The organism is Nitrobacter vulgaris, assembly GCF_002028545.1.
Classification (GTDB): Bacteria; Pseudomonadota; Alphaproteobacteria; order Rhizobiales; family Xanthobacteraceae; genus Nitrobacter; species Nitrobacter vulgaris.
On sequence record NZ_MWPQ01000019.1, the window covers coordinates 25,851 to 39,669 of the forward strand.

The window sequence follows — 13,819 nt, forward strand, 5'->3', positions numbered from 1 at the left end:
ATGATGGAGGTCGGAACCGGCCGCAGATGCTAGATCTCCCGTCCCCGGGCGATCGCGGCATCGAGTAGCTTCTCTGCGTTTTCGACGGCCTGCCTGAAGATCTCCGCCTCGTCTTCCAACGACATTCCAGTGATTGTGGAGTTCTTCAGGTCGCGGAGGCAGTTGTCTCGGAGTGTCATGAGAGACGTATCATCGAGGAGGTGCCCACTGAGGACATATCGGATCAGTTGGGCGGTAAAATTCTCGAACACAAGCGTAATCATACCCGCCTGGGCTGCACTGCGAGTTGCATTCTGGAGGATCTGTTTATCATCCATCGCGTCGTTTCATCTGTTTGTGTCAGAGAATTTAGAGGTTGCTGTTTGTCTGGTACCGTTTGGAGCCTTTGGAGTCGTTCTGGGCGCGGGCCGGTGGTGGCATGGCGCCGTCCGCTCTCTAACAAAGGTGCGCCAGATTCGAGACTAGCCTTTTCCAGTTCATCCAGCCAGCAGCCTTTCTTTGCCGATCCGTCGTTGCCTATCCGTTGCAATCGGGCTTTTGACTAGGCTCCCACCGACGGAAGTCCCGGTTCGCATCGATCGTGAGCCCGGCGTTCAATCGCGTTCCGGCACCAGGCCGTCATTGTCTCGATGTCGGGTTTCAGACGCGTGGCTGAATCTCCGGCGAAAGCCAGAAAGTCACCGAGGTTTTGCGTGGAAACACCGATGAGAAGCGGGATATCGGCAATCAGGGCCTCGGCAATGACCGCTCGCAGCCCCCGGCCGTGCGCTTCTTCCCTGCCAAACTTGTTGATGACCACCAAATCGACGTGTTCGAGCACCGCGCGCTCGATCCAGGCGTCGATGCGCGCGAAGGCGTCCTGATCAAGCCGGCAGCCCCTTGCTTCGTTACCGCGGTCCAGCGAGATCTTGACCTCGTCACCGCACAACAGATCCTTGACATACATGTCGCATCGACGCCGGCCTTCCCGATGCGGGTTTGACTGGACGACGCCACCGAGCTTGTAGCTGGAAGCGATCAGAACGGCAGCGCATTGAGCTATCAGAGCATCCCTGACGAGACCGTCATCGTAAGCCACCACCCCGATCGGCCTCAGGCCGGGGTCCGTATGCTCGGCAGAAATTTGGGGAGCAGGGCGCCGCTCCATCGTTCCCTCTTCTGCATCAGCCATGTCTTGAATTCTTGTTTTGATTTGATCGCTGCTCGGTTCTTTTTACGTTGCTCATTTCCCGGCCCGCGCTTTTTCCGGCGCGGAGAAAGCCGCTGGTGCTGTTTCAGAGCGGCGTCACGATCAGCAATACGCTGCCTCATTGCGACAGGCAGGCCACGGAATGGTCTATCAGGGCAAGTGAAACCGACGCAAAGCGGCCTGTCAAGTGATCCCATATGAAGGGTCTGTCTGCCCTTGCGTGGTCAGCAGCGCGGAACGCGCTTGTCGGATTGATGACAGAATGGGACCTTGCCGGAGCGTCCGCCACAGCAAGCGAATCGGGAGCTATGTGTGAAAACGGCCATTACAAAACTATTCGGCATCCAGCATCCGATCATCCAGGGCGGCATGCATTATGTCGGCTTCGCCGAGCTTGCCTCCGCGGTCTCGAATGCGGGTGGTCTCGGCATCATCACCGGATTGACCCAGAAGACGCCGGACCTGCTGGCGAAGGAAATCGCGCGTTGCCGTGGCATGACCGATAAGCCGTTCGGTGTAAATCTGACGTTTCTCCCCGCGTTCACCGCGCCGCCATACCCTGAATATATCCAGGCGATCGTGGAAGGCGGCGTCAGGATCGTCGAGACGGCGGGCCGCAATCCGGAGCAGTACATGGCCGCGCTCAAGGCTGCCGGCATCAAGGTGATCCACAAATGCACCTCCGTGAGGCACGCGCTGAAAGCGGAACAGATCGGTTGCGACGCGGTCAGCGTCGACGGCTTCGAGTGCGGCGGTCACCCGGGCGAGGACGACATCCCCAACATGATTCTGCTGCCGCGCGCCGCCGACGAACTCAAGATTCCGTTCGTGGCGTCGGGCGGCATGGCAGATGCGCGCAGCCTGGTCGCCGCGTTGGCGCTCGGTGCCGACGGCATGAACATGGGCACGCGCTTCATAGCCACGAAAGAGGCGCCGGTGCATGACAACGTGAAGAAGGCGCTGGTCGCGGCCTCCGAACGCGATACCCGGCTGATCATGCGCGCGCTGCGCAACACTGAGCGTGTCTTGAACAACCGCAAGGTCGAGAGACTCATGGAGATCGAGCGGGAGAAAGGCGAGAGCCTCAAGATCGAAGACATTATCGAGGAGGTCGCCGGCATCTATCCCAAGGTCATGGTTGAAGGCGACTTGGATGCCGGCGCCTGGAGCTGCGGCATGACGGTTGGTTTGATCGACGACGTGCCGAGCTGCAAGGAGCTGATCGATCGCATCATGGGCGGTGCAGAGCGCATCATCCGTCAGCGGCTGACAGGTCTGCTCGACGGCAAAATGGCTATGGCTTAGCGGATTCGAGAATCGGCTGTGGTCTCGGCGCTGTCGAAAACTTAGCTGTCGTGGCCGATGTGCTTGTGGCGAATACGGCGCACGATCGACCAGATCGTTAACGCCGCCACCGGAATGAAGCCCGCCGTCAGATAGCCCGGCTCGATCGCGACCGTTCCGGACTCATGGAGCGCCTTTGCGACGTAGCCGAACAGGCTGACCACATAATAGGTGATGGCCGCAACCGACAGCCCCTCGACGGTGGTTTGCAGCCGCAGTTGCATCCGGGTGCGGGCGTTCATCGATTTTAGCAGTTCCTGATTCTGCTGTTCGAGTTCGACATCGACCCGCGTGCGCAGCAGGTTTGCCGCCCGCGACAGCTTGAACGACAGGTTTTCCTGACGCGCCTCGGTGGTCACGCAGGTTCGCATAGCCGGCGCCATTCGCCGCGCCAGAAATGACGTCCATGTCGGCAGACCGGACACCTTCCGCTCGCCGATGGTCGTCAGCCGCTGCTGCACGATCTCGTAATAGGCGCGGCTGGCGCCGAAACGAAACACGCTCGCCGCCGCGCCAGCCTCGACCTCCGCGGCCAGCGCCGTCAGTTCGTCGAGCAGGTGGCGGTTGTCCGCGAGATTGCCGTTATTGCGCATCTTGTCGGTCACTTCGGCAAGGCGCTGCTCGACCTCGCTGATCGAAGGCGCGAGCCGCTGCGCCTCGGGCAGGCCGAGCAAAGCGAGCGTGCGATAGGTCTCAATCTCGATCACGCGTTGCGCCAGCGCGCCGGCGCGATCGGGATTGAGCTTGCGGTCGACCACCAGGATTTTCACGAATCCGGACGGGTCGGGCTGGAAGTCCGTGGCGTAAATCGCTGCGCCATCGTTGTTTTCGGCAAGCGCCAGACTGGTTCGCTCGAACAGTCGCTCTGGCGGTTGAACAGCGGGCCCGTCGGCGAGCACATGCATGTCGATCGCCACAAGCAACGGCCCGGGCTGCGGCACAAGTTGCATTGGGGCAGCTAGCGCGGCGGCGGGCGGGTGAAACGGAATGCCCTCGGCAGGAGAGTGCAATTCCCAGGTGTAGGTCGTAAATTCGGAATGCTGCTCCCACCGCAGCGTCGTGGTGCCGAAGGCCACGCGATAGTGCCGTTCGGAGGCGGTCGGTACGGGCAGGCCACGTGCCGAGCAGAATTTCGCGAGGTTGGCGAGGTCTATCTGCGCGCGCTCGCCGGCCGTGTCGAACGCGAAATGCAGAATTCGGGCGGGAACGGTCAGCGCCGTGAAGGGCCGCGCATGGAGCTCGCCGAGAATCGCGGTGCGGAGCGGATGCGGAGCAAGCCGGGCGGACTCTGCGTCCCCAATCGAGACTTCCGCGCTCATGCGATCCTTTCCGGCGTACGTCGCTTGTTCTGTTGACGGTGCAACGACCGCGGCACCGATGCGCGGTGTTGCGCTTCCTGATAAGCCGAGAACGATTGCCGATCAACGGCGATCCGGAGCAAACGGGTCACGCGCGCCTCAATAATGCGGCGGCGGCTCGCTAGCCGGGGCTGGCCGCCCGGCTTCCGCCTCCCGCAAGCGCTCGCCGAGTTCGGCAATCTGTCGCATCAGCGAGTCGATCTGCTTCCACTGCGCAGTGACGACCTGATTCAGGGCCTCGATGGATTCCTCCTGGTACGTTGCGCGCATCTCCAGCGCATCGATACGGTCCGCGGAAGTCTTGTCAGTCATCGCGCGGCATTCCGTCCATCATCTGGTCCGGGGATCGGGATTCCTTCAGCCCGTGACTGAGAGCGATTCTGTCATCGAATACAAAACATTCGCCTCGCCAGCGGCTTTCGCTTTCAGGAATGTCCTCGAGGTATTTCAGGATGCCGCCCTTGAGGTGATAGACTTCCCCGAACCCGCGCGACAGCAGGTAGGAGCTTGCTTTCTCACAACGAATCCCGCCTGTGCAAAACATTGCGATCCTGTGATGCTTGTGCGGATCGAGTTCTCGCGCGGCGAAATCCTTGAACTTTCCGAAACGGGAGAGTTGCGGATCGACAGCGCCTTCAAAGCTGCCCATCGCCACCTCGAAGGCATTGCGGACATCGATCAGAAGTGTGCCGGGCGTGGCGATCAGTTCATTCCAGTCCCTCGGGCCGACGTAGATGCCGACCGCGCGGGTCGGATCGGTCGCGGGGTCGCCCAGCGTCACGATCTCTTTCTTGAGCCGGACCTTCAGCCGTGCAAACGGCATCGTCGAGGCATGCGAGAATTTCAGCTCGAGATTATTCAGCCGGCCGGAGAACAGCGGGCCGGTCCGTAATTCTGATACCAGCGTGTCGATTGCGCTCGGCATTCCGGCGACGGTCCCGTTGATGCCCTCGGCAGCGAGCAGGATCGAGCCCTTGATGGACCGCCCGGCGCACAGCGCGCGCAGCGGTTCGCGCAACTCGCGAAAATTCGGCAGCGGCGTAAATTGGTACAAAGCGGCGACCTTGAGCATGGGGCGGGTTTAGCAGCCAGCACCGCGTCGCGAAACCCATGCAATAATTCAATAGAGGGTCGATAGCGGATAATGTCCCTTTCTGTCCCGCTTCGTCGTGCAGACCGGTCTTCTGCTGCCATCTGCAACGGCCGTTGCATACGAGGTTCTGTTGCCGTTCGACCGTCAGGGAATACTTCGTCGCATAGAAAAAGCCGGCCCGCAAAGGGCCGGCCATTCACGTCAAAATGCGACGCACGTTTTAGTTGGATCAAGATTAGTCAGATCAGAGTTTCTTGTTGATTGCGGCTGCTGCTTTGTCAGCAGCGTCCTTGGTCGCTTCCTTGGCGTCGCCAAGCGCGTTCTGACCCTTACCCTTTAATTCTTGAATCGCGCCTTCACCCTGAAGCTTCTCCGAACCGACCGCTTCGCCAATTCCCTGTTTGGCCTTACCGATTGCTTCGTTGACGGTACCCTTGATCTTGTCGGTAGTGGAACCCATAAGTTTTTCTCCTTCACGTCAGCCTGCACCATAACGTGCAATGCGTTGAAGGGTTCCTGCGGTGGAAAAGGGACGTGCCGTTCCGCATTCAAAAAGAAATTCAGAAGAGAGGTCCATGAGCGGGTCGAAAGGGTGATCCGCTCATGATTCATGTTCGCGCCAGATGCGGCTATGGATCGAGGATATCGTCCCCGACTAAGCAGCTCTGACCGTTGCGAGAAATTTCTCGACCTCCTGCTTGAGACGACCAGTGTCCCCGGACAGGGACTTCGCCGCCGCAAGGGCCTGCGTGGAGGCGCTGCCTGTCACCGAAGCTCCGTTGCTGACCTCGATAATGTTGGAGGAAACTTCTGAGGTTCCGGCAGCAGCCTGCTGGACGTTGCGGGATATCTCCTGAGTTGCCGACGCCTGCTCTTCGACTGCCGAAGCGATCGTGGCAGAAATCTCCGCGATCTTTCCGATGACGATCCCGATTTCCTTCACGTTATCGACAGAGTCGTCAGTCGCCGACTGGATGCTTGTAATCTGCTGGCCGATTTCGGCGGTGGCCTTCGCGGTCTGTTCGGCCAACGCCTTGACCTCGGACGCTACGACGGCAAACCCCCGGCCGGCTTCACCAGCGCGAGCGGCCTCGATCGTTGCATTGAGTGCCAGGAGATTGGTCTGGCTGGCAATCGTATTGATAAGTTCAACCACGTCTCCGATCTTCGTGGATGCCTGCGACAGCGAATTGATACGCTGGTCGGCGCTATGAGCCTTCTGCGCCGCGTCGTTTGCGATCCTCGAGGCTTCCTGCACCTGCCGGCTGATTTCATTCACGGAGGCCGCCATTTCCTCACTTGCAGAGGCCACAGACTGAACGTTGACCGTTGCCTCCTCGGAAGCCGCTGCCACAGCTGATGACAGCTGATGGGTTTGCTCGGCCGTCTTGGTCAAGGCGGTCGCCGAATCTTCGAGTTGGGTCGCCGCCGAGGATACGGTCTGGATCACTGCGCCGACCGCCGCTTCGAAGCCATCGGCAAGGCGGTGCATGTCCGCTTTGCGCTGCTGCGCAGCAAGTTGATCCTGCTGCATCTTGGCTTCCGCTTCATCGCGCGCCTTCTGCTCGGCCTTGACCTTGAAGGTTTCGACCGCCCGCGCCATGTCGCCCATTTCGTCCTTGCGGTCGAGCCCGGGCAGGACGACGGAGAAATTGCCTTTTGCGAGTTCACCCATCGCTGTCGTCAGCGCCGCCAACGGCCGCAGGATTCGCGAGAACGCTATCCAGAAGCTGACAAAAGCGAGGGCGATACAGCCCAGAAATATCAAGCCGGCGATGAGCAGTTTGGATGAGCTGTTTGCAGCCTCCTTGGCCGCCTCCTGGTCGGCCGCTTCACCGACTGCATTGGCCAGCCGAAGTATCGAATTGATCGCGGTCGTCGCCTGCGCCACATAGTCGTTGCCGCTGATCTTGTATTCACCCGTCTCGGCTGCCGCGAGTACGGCGTCGCGAGTCTGGCCGTAGATCTGGAAATAATCTCTCTCGACACCCGAGATCGCATCAGCAACTTTTCTCGGCAAGTCGGCGCGCATACGAGCCGGTGAAATGGTTTCCCATGCCAGCTCAACATTTCCGCGGAAACGAGCGATCGTCCGCAAGTTGGTCGTGGAAATCTTGGCGCGGGAGCCAACCATCCCTCCGAAGAGCGCGCGCTCCCTTCCGGCGTTCTCTGCCATCTGCGCAGTCAGATGACGTAAGCTGACCAATTGCGTCAGGGCCGCTGTAGGCGGGCGGGTCAGCGTTTCCAAAGTGAGCCGCAGCCTGTTGCCGGATACGTCAATCAGCTTGGTGATGGTCGGCGAGAAGCTCTCCACGACGTCCGGGTTCCGTTCCGATCCCCGCTTGGGAAGATTCTCGTCGAGGCGCGTGCGAAATCCGACGAACCCCTGGAAAGCGCTCTCGGCCTCCGAGATTTTCGATTCCGCAGATTTCATCGCCGGATTTCCGCGCAGCAGTTGAGCGGCCTCCGAAAATGCGCGATCGGCGGCTTGCCGTGTTTCGGCGATCTGAGGACGGAGTTCTGCGGGCAGCGCATCGGGAGACTTCAGCGGCGCGTTCGTAAGTCCGCGCTCCACCGCCCACTGTCCCGCGCTTCGCAACAGCAATTGCGAGATGTGGTTCACTTCGAGGAATGCTTCAGATTGCTGTCGCTGTTCGTAGGCTTGATAGGCCGACATTCCGGCGGAAAGTGCGCCTATCATGACGAGCGCGGAGACGATCGCGGGCAGTGTAACGCTTATCTTCGCCTTCATTTTCGGATCCTTCCGATGCAGGTGAACTCTTCGCCGATCAACCGTTCTCAGTTGATCGAGGCTGGTGTTTGGTCGCTGTAGTACGGGCTAGGACGTTGTGCTTTGATGCGCGGCTGAGTGGCGAGAAGGCCCCGCGGTACGACACATGAACCGTTCAAATCGGCGGTATCTTCGAGCTACAGGATTAAAATTTTACCAATAAACGCGAGTGGATGATGTCTCGCAACCAAACCTTGCGTTCGGTTCAGGCTCTAACCGCGTTTTTCCGTTTGGTTTTCGATTATGAAAAATATGAAATGAAGCCGGCCTTTCCCTATTTTAAAGATATTTTCCTTATAGCGGTAAGATCATTGCCTGTAGTAATCCCGAATCGGACCGACGGCGTCGAGTACCCGAACAAGAGGACATTGCGATGAGCTTTCGCCGTGACGTGATCTCCAAGCTGATCTTCTCCTGGGCGCGCCGTGTGCTGCCTTCGGTGTCCGATACCGAGCGCGAGGCGCTGGAAGCCGGGGACGTCTGGTGGGATGCCGACCTGTTCACCGGCGATCCAGAGTGGGCGAAGCTCCTGGATACCCCGCCGGCAACTTTGACAGCAGAAGAGCAGGCATTCCTCAACGGGCCCGTGGACGAACTGTGCGCCATGCTCGACGAATGGAAGATCAATTGGGAATTGCGAGATCTGCCGCCGGAGGTCTGGAATTTCATCAAGCAGAAAAAATTTCTCGGCATGATCATTCCGACCGAGCATGGCGGACTCGGCTTTTCGCCCTATGCGCATTCGGAGGTCGTGCGGAAGATTTCATCGCGCTCGCTAGTCGCTGCGGTCACGGTGATGGTGCCGAATTCACTTGGCCCCGGCGAATTGCTGATGCGTTTCGGTACCAGGGATCAACAGAGCAAATGGCTGCCATGTCTGGCTGACGGTCGCGACGTTCCGTGCTTCGGCCTCACCAGCCCGGAAGCCGGCTCCGACGCGGCGGCGATGACCGACAGCGGCATCATCTGCAAGGGCATGTTCGAGGGCCACGAGGTCATTGGGATCAGGTTGAACTGGCACAAGCGGTACATCACGCTTGGTCCGGTGGCGACACTTCTCGGCCTCGCCTTCAAAGCCTACGATCCGGATCATCTGGTTGGCTCGCAGGAGGACCTGGGCATCACCGTGGCGCTGATTCCAACCAGCCTGCCTGGAGTTTCGATCGGCCGTCGCCATCTTCCTGCGATGCAGGTGTTTCAGAACGGCCCAACCTGGGGCAAGGACGTCTTCGTTCCTCTCGACTACGTCATCGGCGGAAAGGAGCGTCTGGGTCAGGGCTGGAAGATGCTGATGACCGCGCTGGCTGCCGGGCGCGGCATCTCGTTGCCCTCGTTGTCGGCTGCGGGCGCGGCTTTTTCGGCGCGGACGACCGGCGCTTATGCGCGCATCCGCGAACAATTCGGCATTCCGATCGGAAAGTTCGAGGGTATCGAGGAGCCGTTGGCGCGGATTGCCGCCACGGCCTATCTGATCGATGCGGCGCGGCGGCTGACTTGCGCTGCGCTGAACGAGGGCCACCATCCCGCGGTCATCTCCGGCATCATGAAACTGCACGCCACCGAGCGGCTGCGCACCGTGATCGATGACGCAATGGATATCCATGGCGGCAAGGCGGTCATCGATGGACCTCAAAATTATCTCGGTAACCTCTATCGGGGGGTGCCGGTTTCGATCACCGTGGAGGGCGCCAACATCCTGACGCGCAATCTTATCATCTTCGGGCAGGGTGCGATTCGTGCGCATCCCTATTTGCTGCAGGAGATGAATGCGCTCGGCGACACGAACAAGGCCCGAGGCCTTGATGCTTTTGACAAGACGTTCTGGGTTCACATCGTCCACAGCTTCAAGACTTTGTTCCGTGCCTGGGGCCGAAGCTGGAGCGGCGGAGTTTTTGCGCCCGCGCCGGATGACGCTGGCGCGGTGACCGGATTCTATCGTCAACTCTCGAGGTATTCGGCGGCCTTCGCATTATGCGCCGATATGGCGCTCCTGACGCTCGGCGGCAAGTTGAAGCGGAAGGAGATGCTATCCGCACGGTTTGGCGACATTCTTTCCGAGCTGTATCTCTTGTCGGCCGTACTCAAGCGTTGGCACGAGGAGGGCCGTCAGGAGGCCGATCTCGCAGCGGTCGAATGGTGCATGGCGACCGGCTTCCGCACCATGGAGCAGCGGTTTGCGGATATCCTGGCGAATCTGCCAAACCGCTTTGTCGCGATCATGCTCAAATTCATGATCCAGCCGCTCGGCGCGCAAGCGCGCGGACCCAGCGACAAGGTCATCCACGCCTGCGCGCAACTGGTGTTGGAGCCTTCCGTCGCGCGCGATCGCCTGACGCAGGGACTGTCGCATGTCGATGATGACGGTGGGCCAGCCCGGCTGGAGAAGGCATTCCTGCTGGTTACCGCCGCCGAGGACGTGTTTAAGCGGATGCACGCTGCGCGCCTGCGCGATGCGGATGCCGCCGTCAGGCAAGGCACCATCACCCAGGTCGAAGCCGAGCAGTACAAGGCAGCGCAAGAGGCAGTGGCCCGGGTTATTGAGGTCGACGACTTTGCGCCGGAGGCATTGTCGCCTCACGAGAAGCCCGTCAGCGTGCAAGTCGTGCAGGAGCGGGCCGAGACGAGGGTGGCAGGCTGATGGTGCGCCCAGTCTATATCATCGACGGCAGCCGAACTCCGTTCCTGAAAGCGCGCAGCGGTCCGGGGCCGTTCACGCCGGTCGATCTGGCCGTGCAATGCGGCCGGCCGTTGCTGGCGCGCCAGCCGTTCGCGCCTGACGCGTTCGATCAGGTCATCCTCGGCTGTGTCAACGTCATTGCCGATGAAATGAACCCGGCCCGCGTCGCGGCATTGCGGCTCGGCATGGGCGAGGCGATGGTCGCGTTCACGGTGCAGATCAACTGTGGCTCGGGCATGCAGTCGATCGACACCGGCTACCGCTACATCCGCGATGGCGACGCTAATTTGATTCTGACTGGCGGAGCGGAGGCGCTGAGCCATGCACCGCTGGTATGGCCGCAGCAGGGCGTGCGCTGGTTCGCAGGTGTTGCCGCCGCCAAGGGCATCGTTGAGAAAATCAAGGCGATCGCCAAAGCGCGACCGCCCTATTTCAAGCCGATCATCGGGCTTGAGCGGGGGCTGACCGATCCGATCACCGAACTCAACATGGGCCAGACCGCGGAGGTGGTCGGCCATCTTTTCGGCATCACGCGCGAACAGTCCGATGCCTACGCGGTCGAGAGCCACAAACGCCTGGCCAAGGCGCAGGCCGAAGGCTGGCTGAAAGGCGAGTTGGAAACCACTTTCGCGCGCGACGGCAAATTCTATGATCACGACGACGGCGTGCGCCCCGACTCCTCGATGGAGTCGCTGGCGAAGTTGAAGCCGGTGTTCGAGCGGCCATGGGGCCAGGTCACCGCCGGCAATTCCTCGCAGATCACTGACGGCGCTTGCTGGACGATTCTCGCATCAGAAGACGCCGTCATCAAACACGGTCTCAAGCCGAAGGCGATGATCATCGACAGCCAGTGGTCGGGGCTGGATCCTTCAGTCATGGGACTGGGTCCGGTGCTGTCGGCGACCGAACTTTTGAAGCGCAACAAGCTATCGCTTCACGACATCGAAACCTGGGAGCTCAATGAAGCATTCGCGACGCAGGTGCTCGGCTGCCTCGCGGCGTGGGAGGATGAGAAGTTCTGCCGCGAGGTGCTCGGACTTGAGGACGCCGCCGGCACGATCGATCGCGCCAGGCTCAATGTCGATGGCGGCGCGGTCAGCCTCGGTCATCCCGTTGGCACTTCGGGCAACCGCATCGTGTTGCATCTTGTCAACGCTATGAAGCGGCTCGGCACAAGGCGCGGGATTGCCACCGAATGCATCGGCGGCGGGCTGGGCGGTGCGATGCTGGTTGAGATGGTGTGAGGGCGTCATGAAATCAAAGGTATTGGACGCTCTCAAGGATCGCGTGCTGGAGCTTGGGCCAACGCCCGATGCAAGCGGTCCCTATCGCAACTTCAAGCTGACCCGCGATAGCGATGGTGTGGCTTGGGTTCTGTTTGACCGCGCCGATTCCAGCGCCAACACGCTGTCGTCGGACGTGATGGAGGAGTTTGGCGCAATCGTCACCGCGCTGGAAAACCATCCGCCCGCCGGCGTCGTGCTCCGTTCGGCCAAGACGTCCGGCTTCATCGCAGGCGCCGACGTCAACGAATTCCGTGGCGCCGCCGATCCAGGCGAGGTCGAAACGACGCTCAGGCGCGCCGACGGCATTATCGGCCGGCTGGAGGCGCTGAAGATTCCGACCGTCGCCGTGATCCACGGCTTCTGCCTCGGCGGAGGACTCGAGGTAGCATTGGCATGCCGGACACGAATCGCCATCGACAATGCGCGGTTCGGTTTCCCCGAAGTGATGCTCGGCCTGCATCCCGGCCTCGGCGGCACCGTTCGCTTTACCAGGCTTGTCAATCCGATGCAGGCGATGACGTTGATGCTCACCGGCAAGACCATCGACGCGCGGAAAGCGAAATCGCTTGGTCTTGTCGATGCCGTGACCCAGGAGCGGCACGTCCGCAACGCCGTGAAGGATGTGGTGGCCGGCCGGCTGAAGCGTGGCCGGCCAAGCGTGCTCAATCAACTGCTGAATCTCGGCCCCGTTCGCGGCTTTCTAGCCAAGCGGATGCGCCAGGAGGCCGCGAAGGCGGCGCCGCAGGAGCATTATCCCGCTCCCTATGCACTGATCGATCTCTGGGAGAGGCATGGCGGTAGCAAGACGGCGATGCTGGCGGCTGAAAAGCGGTCCTTCGCCGAGTTGATGGTAACGTCGACGGCGCAGAACCTGATCCGGGTGTTCTTCCTCCGCGAGGAGATGAAGAAGCTCGCGGCCGGCGACAACGTTGTGAAGCATCTGCACGTCATCGGCGCCGGCGCCATGGGCGGCGACATCGCCGCGTGGTGCGCGCATCAGAATATCCGGGTCACGCTCGCGGACATGAAGCCGGAGCCGATCGCCGCCGCGATCAGGCGCGCAGCCGATCTTTACAGCAAGATCGTCCGCAAGCGGACCGGTATCCGCGATACGCTCGACCGTTTGATACCCGACCTGGTTGGCGAAGGCGTGCGCCACGCCGATCTCATCATCGAGGCGGTTTCCGAAAAGCTCGAACTGAAGCAGAAAGTCTATGCCGCAATCGAGCCGAGAATGAAGCCGGGCGCGATCCTCGCTACCAACACCTCGAGCATTCCGCTGCAGGAGCTGCGCACCACATTGCAGCGTCCTGAGCGCCTGGTGGGCCTGCATTTCTTCAATCCGGTGTCGCGGTTGCAACTGGTGGAAGTGGTCAGCCACGAAACCGCCGACCCGCAGGTGCTGAAACAGGCCATGGCATTCGTCGGGGCAATAGACCGGCTGCCGCTGCCCGTGCAGAGCTCGTCAGGGTTCCTGGTCAACCGCGCACTGACGCCGTATATGCTCGAAGCCATGGTCATGCTCGACGAAAAGATCGACAAGACGGTGATCGATGCCGCGGCGGAAAAATTCGGCATGCCGGTGGGACCGATCGAACTCGCCGACCAGGTCGGGCTGGACATCTGCCTCGCCGTTGGCGACGAGTTGCGCGCGAAGTTCGGCGAAGCTCTTCCGCAGCCGCCGGACTGGCTGCGTGAGAAAGTTGCGAAAGGCGAACTCGGCCGCAAGACCGGCCAGGGTTTTTATACCTGGCGCGGAGGTAAGGCTGAGAAGGGCGATGCCGGGAATTCGCGGGTTCAGCCGGAATTGATCGACCGCCTGATGCTGCCGATCTCGAACGTCTGCGTCGCATGCCTGCGCGAAGGCATCGTCGACGATCCCGACCTTGTCGACGGGGCCATGATCTTCGGCACCGGCTACGCTCCGTTCCGCGGCGGTCCGCTGAAGTATGCGCGCACTCGTGGCCCGGAGAATGTCGCCGCCAATTTGCGCGAGCTCGCGGCAAAATACGGCGCTCGTTTCGCGCCGGACCCGGGCTGGGATACGTTCAAGTGAGGCGATGCGTGATGTTGCTTCAGAC

The 13,819-nt window shown here is 60.9% G+C and carries 11 protein-coding genes; 4 read left to right on the plus strand and 7 right to left on the minus strand.

Features of this window, described 5'->3' with window-relative positions; all coding sequences use genetic code 11:
* Positions 1 to 29 precede the first annotated feature (29 nt).
* Complete coding sequence (locus B2M20_RS04350) at positions 30 to 317, minus strand: hypothetical protein (protein WP_079445861.1); 288 nt, start codon at positions 315 to 317, stop codon at positions 30 to 32.
* A gap of 224 nt (positions 318 to 541) precedes the next feature.
* Positions 542 to 1,171: a DUF2478 domain-containing protein gene (locus tag B2M20_RS04355; RefSeq protein WP_244553421.1), complete on the minus strand. Its 630-nt coding sequence runs from the start codon at positions 1,169 to 1,171 to the stop codon at positions 542 to 544.
* A gap of 330 nt (positions 1,172 to 1,501) precedes the next feature.
* On the opposite strand from B2M20_RS04355, the gene B2M20_RS04360 reads away from it, so the two are divergent.
* On the plus strand, positions 1,502 to 2,494 hold the full coding sequence (locus tag B2M20_RS04360) for an NAD(P)H-dependent flavin oxidoreductase (protein WP_079445862.1): 993 nt from the start codon (positions 1,502 to 1,504) through the stop codon (positions 2,492 to 2,494).
* A gap of 41 nt (positions 2,495 to 2,535) precedes the next feature.
* Here the strand turns inward: B2M20_RS04360 and B2M20_RS04365 are convergent, their stop codons facing one another.
* The 5 genes from B2M20_RS04365 to B2M20_RS04385 all read right to left on the minus strand — a co-directional run bounded on the left by B2M20_RS04365 (position 2,536) and on the right by B2M20_RS04385 (position 7,736).
* The gene (locus B2M20_RS04365) at positions 2,536 to 3,852 is read right to left on the minus strand and encodes a DUF3422 family protein (protein ID WP_079445863.1); all 1,317 of its coding nucleotides are present in this window, start codon (positions 3,850 to 3,852) and stop codon (positions 2,536 to 2,538) included.
* 138 nt (positions 3,853 to 3,990) lie between these two features.
* A complete protein-coding gene (locus B2M20_RS04370; protein ID WP_079445864.1) occupies positions 3,991 to 4,203 on the minus strand; it encodes a SlyX family protein in 213 nt (70 codons plus the stop codon).
* Positions 4,196 to 4,963, minus strand: coding sequence for an oxygen-dependent tRNA uridine(34) hydroxylase TrhO (gene trhO / locus B2M20_RS04375; RefSeq protein ID WP_079445865.1), 768 nt, complete (start codon positions 4,961 to 4,963; stop codon positions 4,196 to 4,198). The genes B2M20_RS04370 and trhO overlap by 8 nt, the downstream gene beginning before the upstream one ends.
* 265 nt (positions 4,964 to 5,228) lie before the next feature.
* Entirely contained in the window at positions 5,229 to 5,444 is a 216-nt protein-coding gene (locus B2M20_RS04380) for a CsbD family protein (RefSeq protein ID WP_079445866.1), read from the minus strand.
* A 195-nt stretch (positions 5,445 to 5,639) separates the two neighbouring features.
* Positions 5,640 to 7,736: a methyl-accepting chemotaxis protein gene (locus tag B2M20_RS04385; RefSeq protein ID WP_079445867.1), complete on the minus strand. Its 2,097-nt coding sequence runs from the start codon at positions 7,734 to 7,736 to the stop codon at positions 5,640 to 5,642.
* A 412-nt stretch (positions 7,737 to 8,148) separates the two neighbouring features.
* On the opposite strand from B2M20_RS04385, the gene B2M20_RS04395 reads away from it, so the two are divergent.
* The 3 genes from B2M20_RS04395 to B2M20_RS04405 are packed head-to-tail and all read left to right on the plus strand — an operon-like array spanning position 8,149 to position 13,794.
* Positions 8,149 to 10,413 (plus strand): acyl-CoA dehydrogenase, encoded by a 2,265-nt coding sequence (locus B2M20_RS04395; RefSeq protein ID WP_079445869.1) that lies wholly within the window; start codon positions 8,149 to 8,151, stop codon positions 10,411 to 10,413.
* Positions 10,413 to 11,696, plus strand: coding sequence for an acetyl-CoA C-acetyltransferase (locus B2M20_RS04400; protein WP_079445870.1), 1,284 nt, complete (start codon positions 10,413 to 10,415; stop codon positions 11,694 to 11,696). The genes B2M20_RS04395 and B2M20_RS04400 overlap by 1 nt, the downstream gene beginning before the upstream one ends.
* Before the next feature lie 7 nt (positions 11,697 to 11,703).
* Positions 11,704 to 13,794 carry a 3-hydroxyacyl-CoA dehydrogenase NAD-binding domain-containing protein gene (locus B2M20_RS04405; RefSeq protein WP_079445871.1) on the plus strand — a complete coding sequence of 697 codons (2,091 nt, stop codon included), beginning with the start codon at positions 11,704 to 11,706 and terminating at the stop codon, positions 13,792 to 13,794.
* The last annotated feature ends 25 nt before the right edge of the window (positions 13,795 to 13,819 follow it).

What these genes read in the sequence shown, in the direction of transcription:
- B2M20_RS04350 (WP_079445861.1), bottom strand. Translation starts at nt 317, where the DNA reads ATGGATGATAAACAGATCCTCCAGAATGCAACTCGCAGTGCAGCCCAG.
- B2M20_RS04355 (WP_244553421.1), bottom strand. Translation starts at nt 1,171, where the DNA reads ATGGCTGATGCAGAAGAGGGAACGATGGAGCGGCGCCCTGCTCCCCAA.
- B2M20_RS04365 (WP_079445863.1), bottom strand. Translation starts at nt 3,852, where the DNA reads ATGAGCGCGGAAGTCTCGATTGGGGACGCAGAGTCCGCCCGGCTTGCT.
- B2M20_RS04370 (WP_079445864.1), bottom strand. Translation starts at nt 4,203, where the DNA reads ATGACTGACAAGACTTCCGCGGACCGTATCGATGCGCTGGAGATGCGC.
- trhO (WP_079445865.1), bottom strand. Translation starts at nt 4,963, where the DNA reads ATGCTCAAGGTCGCCGCTTTGTACCAATTTACGCCGCTGCCGAATTTT.
- B2M20_RS04380 (WP_079445866.1), bottom strand. Translation starts at nt 5,444, where the DNA reads ATGGGTTCCACTACCGACAAGATCAAGGGTACCGTCAACGAAGCAATC.
- B2M20_RS04385 (WP_079445867.1), bottom strand. Translation starts at nt 7,736, where the DNA reads ATGAAGGCGAAGATAAGCGTTACACTGCCCGCGATCGTCTCCGCGCTC.
- B2M20_RS04395 (WP_079445869.1), top strand. Translation starts at nt 8,149, where the DNA reads ATGAGCTTTCGCCGTGACGTGATCTCCAAGCTGATCTTCTCCTGGGCG.
- B2M20_RS04400 (WP_079445870.1), top strand. Translation starts at nt 10,413, where the DNA reads ATGGTGCGCCCAGTCTATATCATCGACGGCAGCCGAACTCCGTTCCTG.
- B2M20_RS04405 (WP_079445871.1), top strand. Translation starts at nt 11,704, where the DNA reads ATGAAATCAAAGGTATTGGACGCTCTCAAGGATCGCGTGCTGGAGCTT.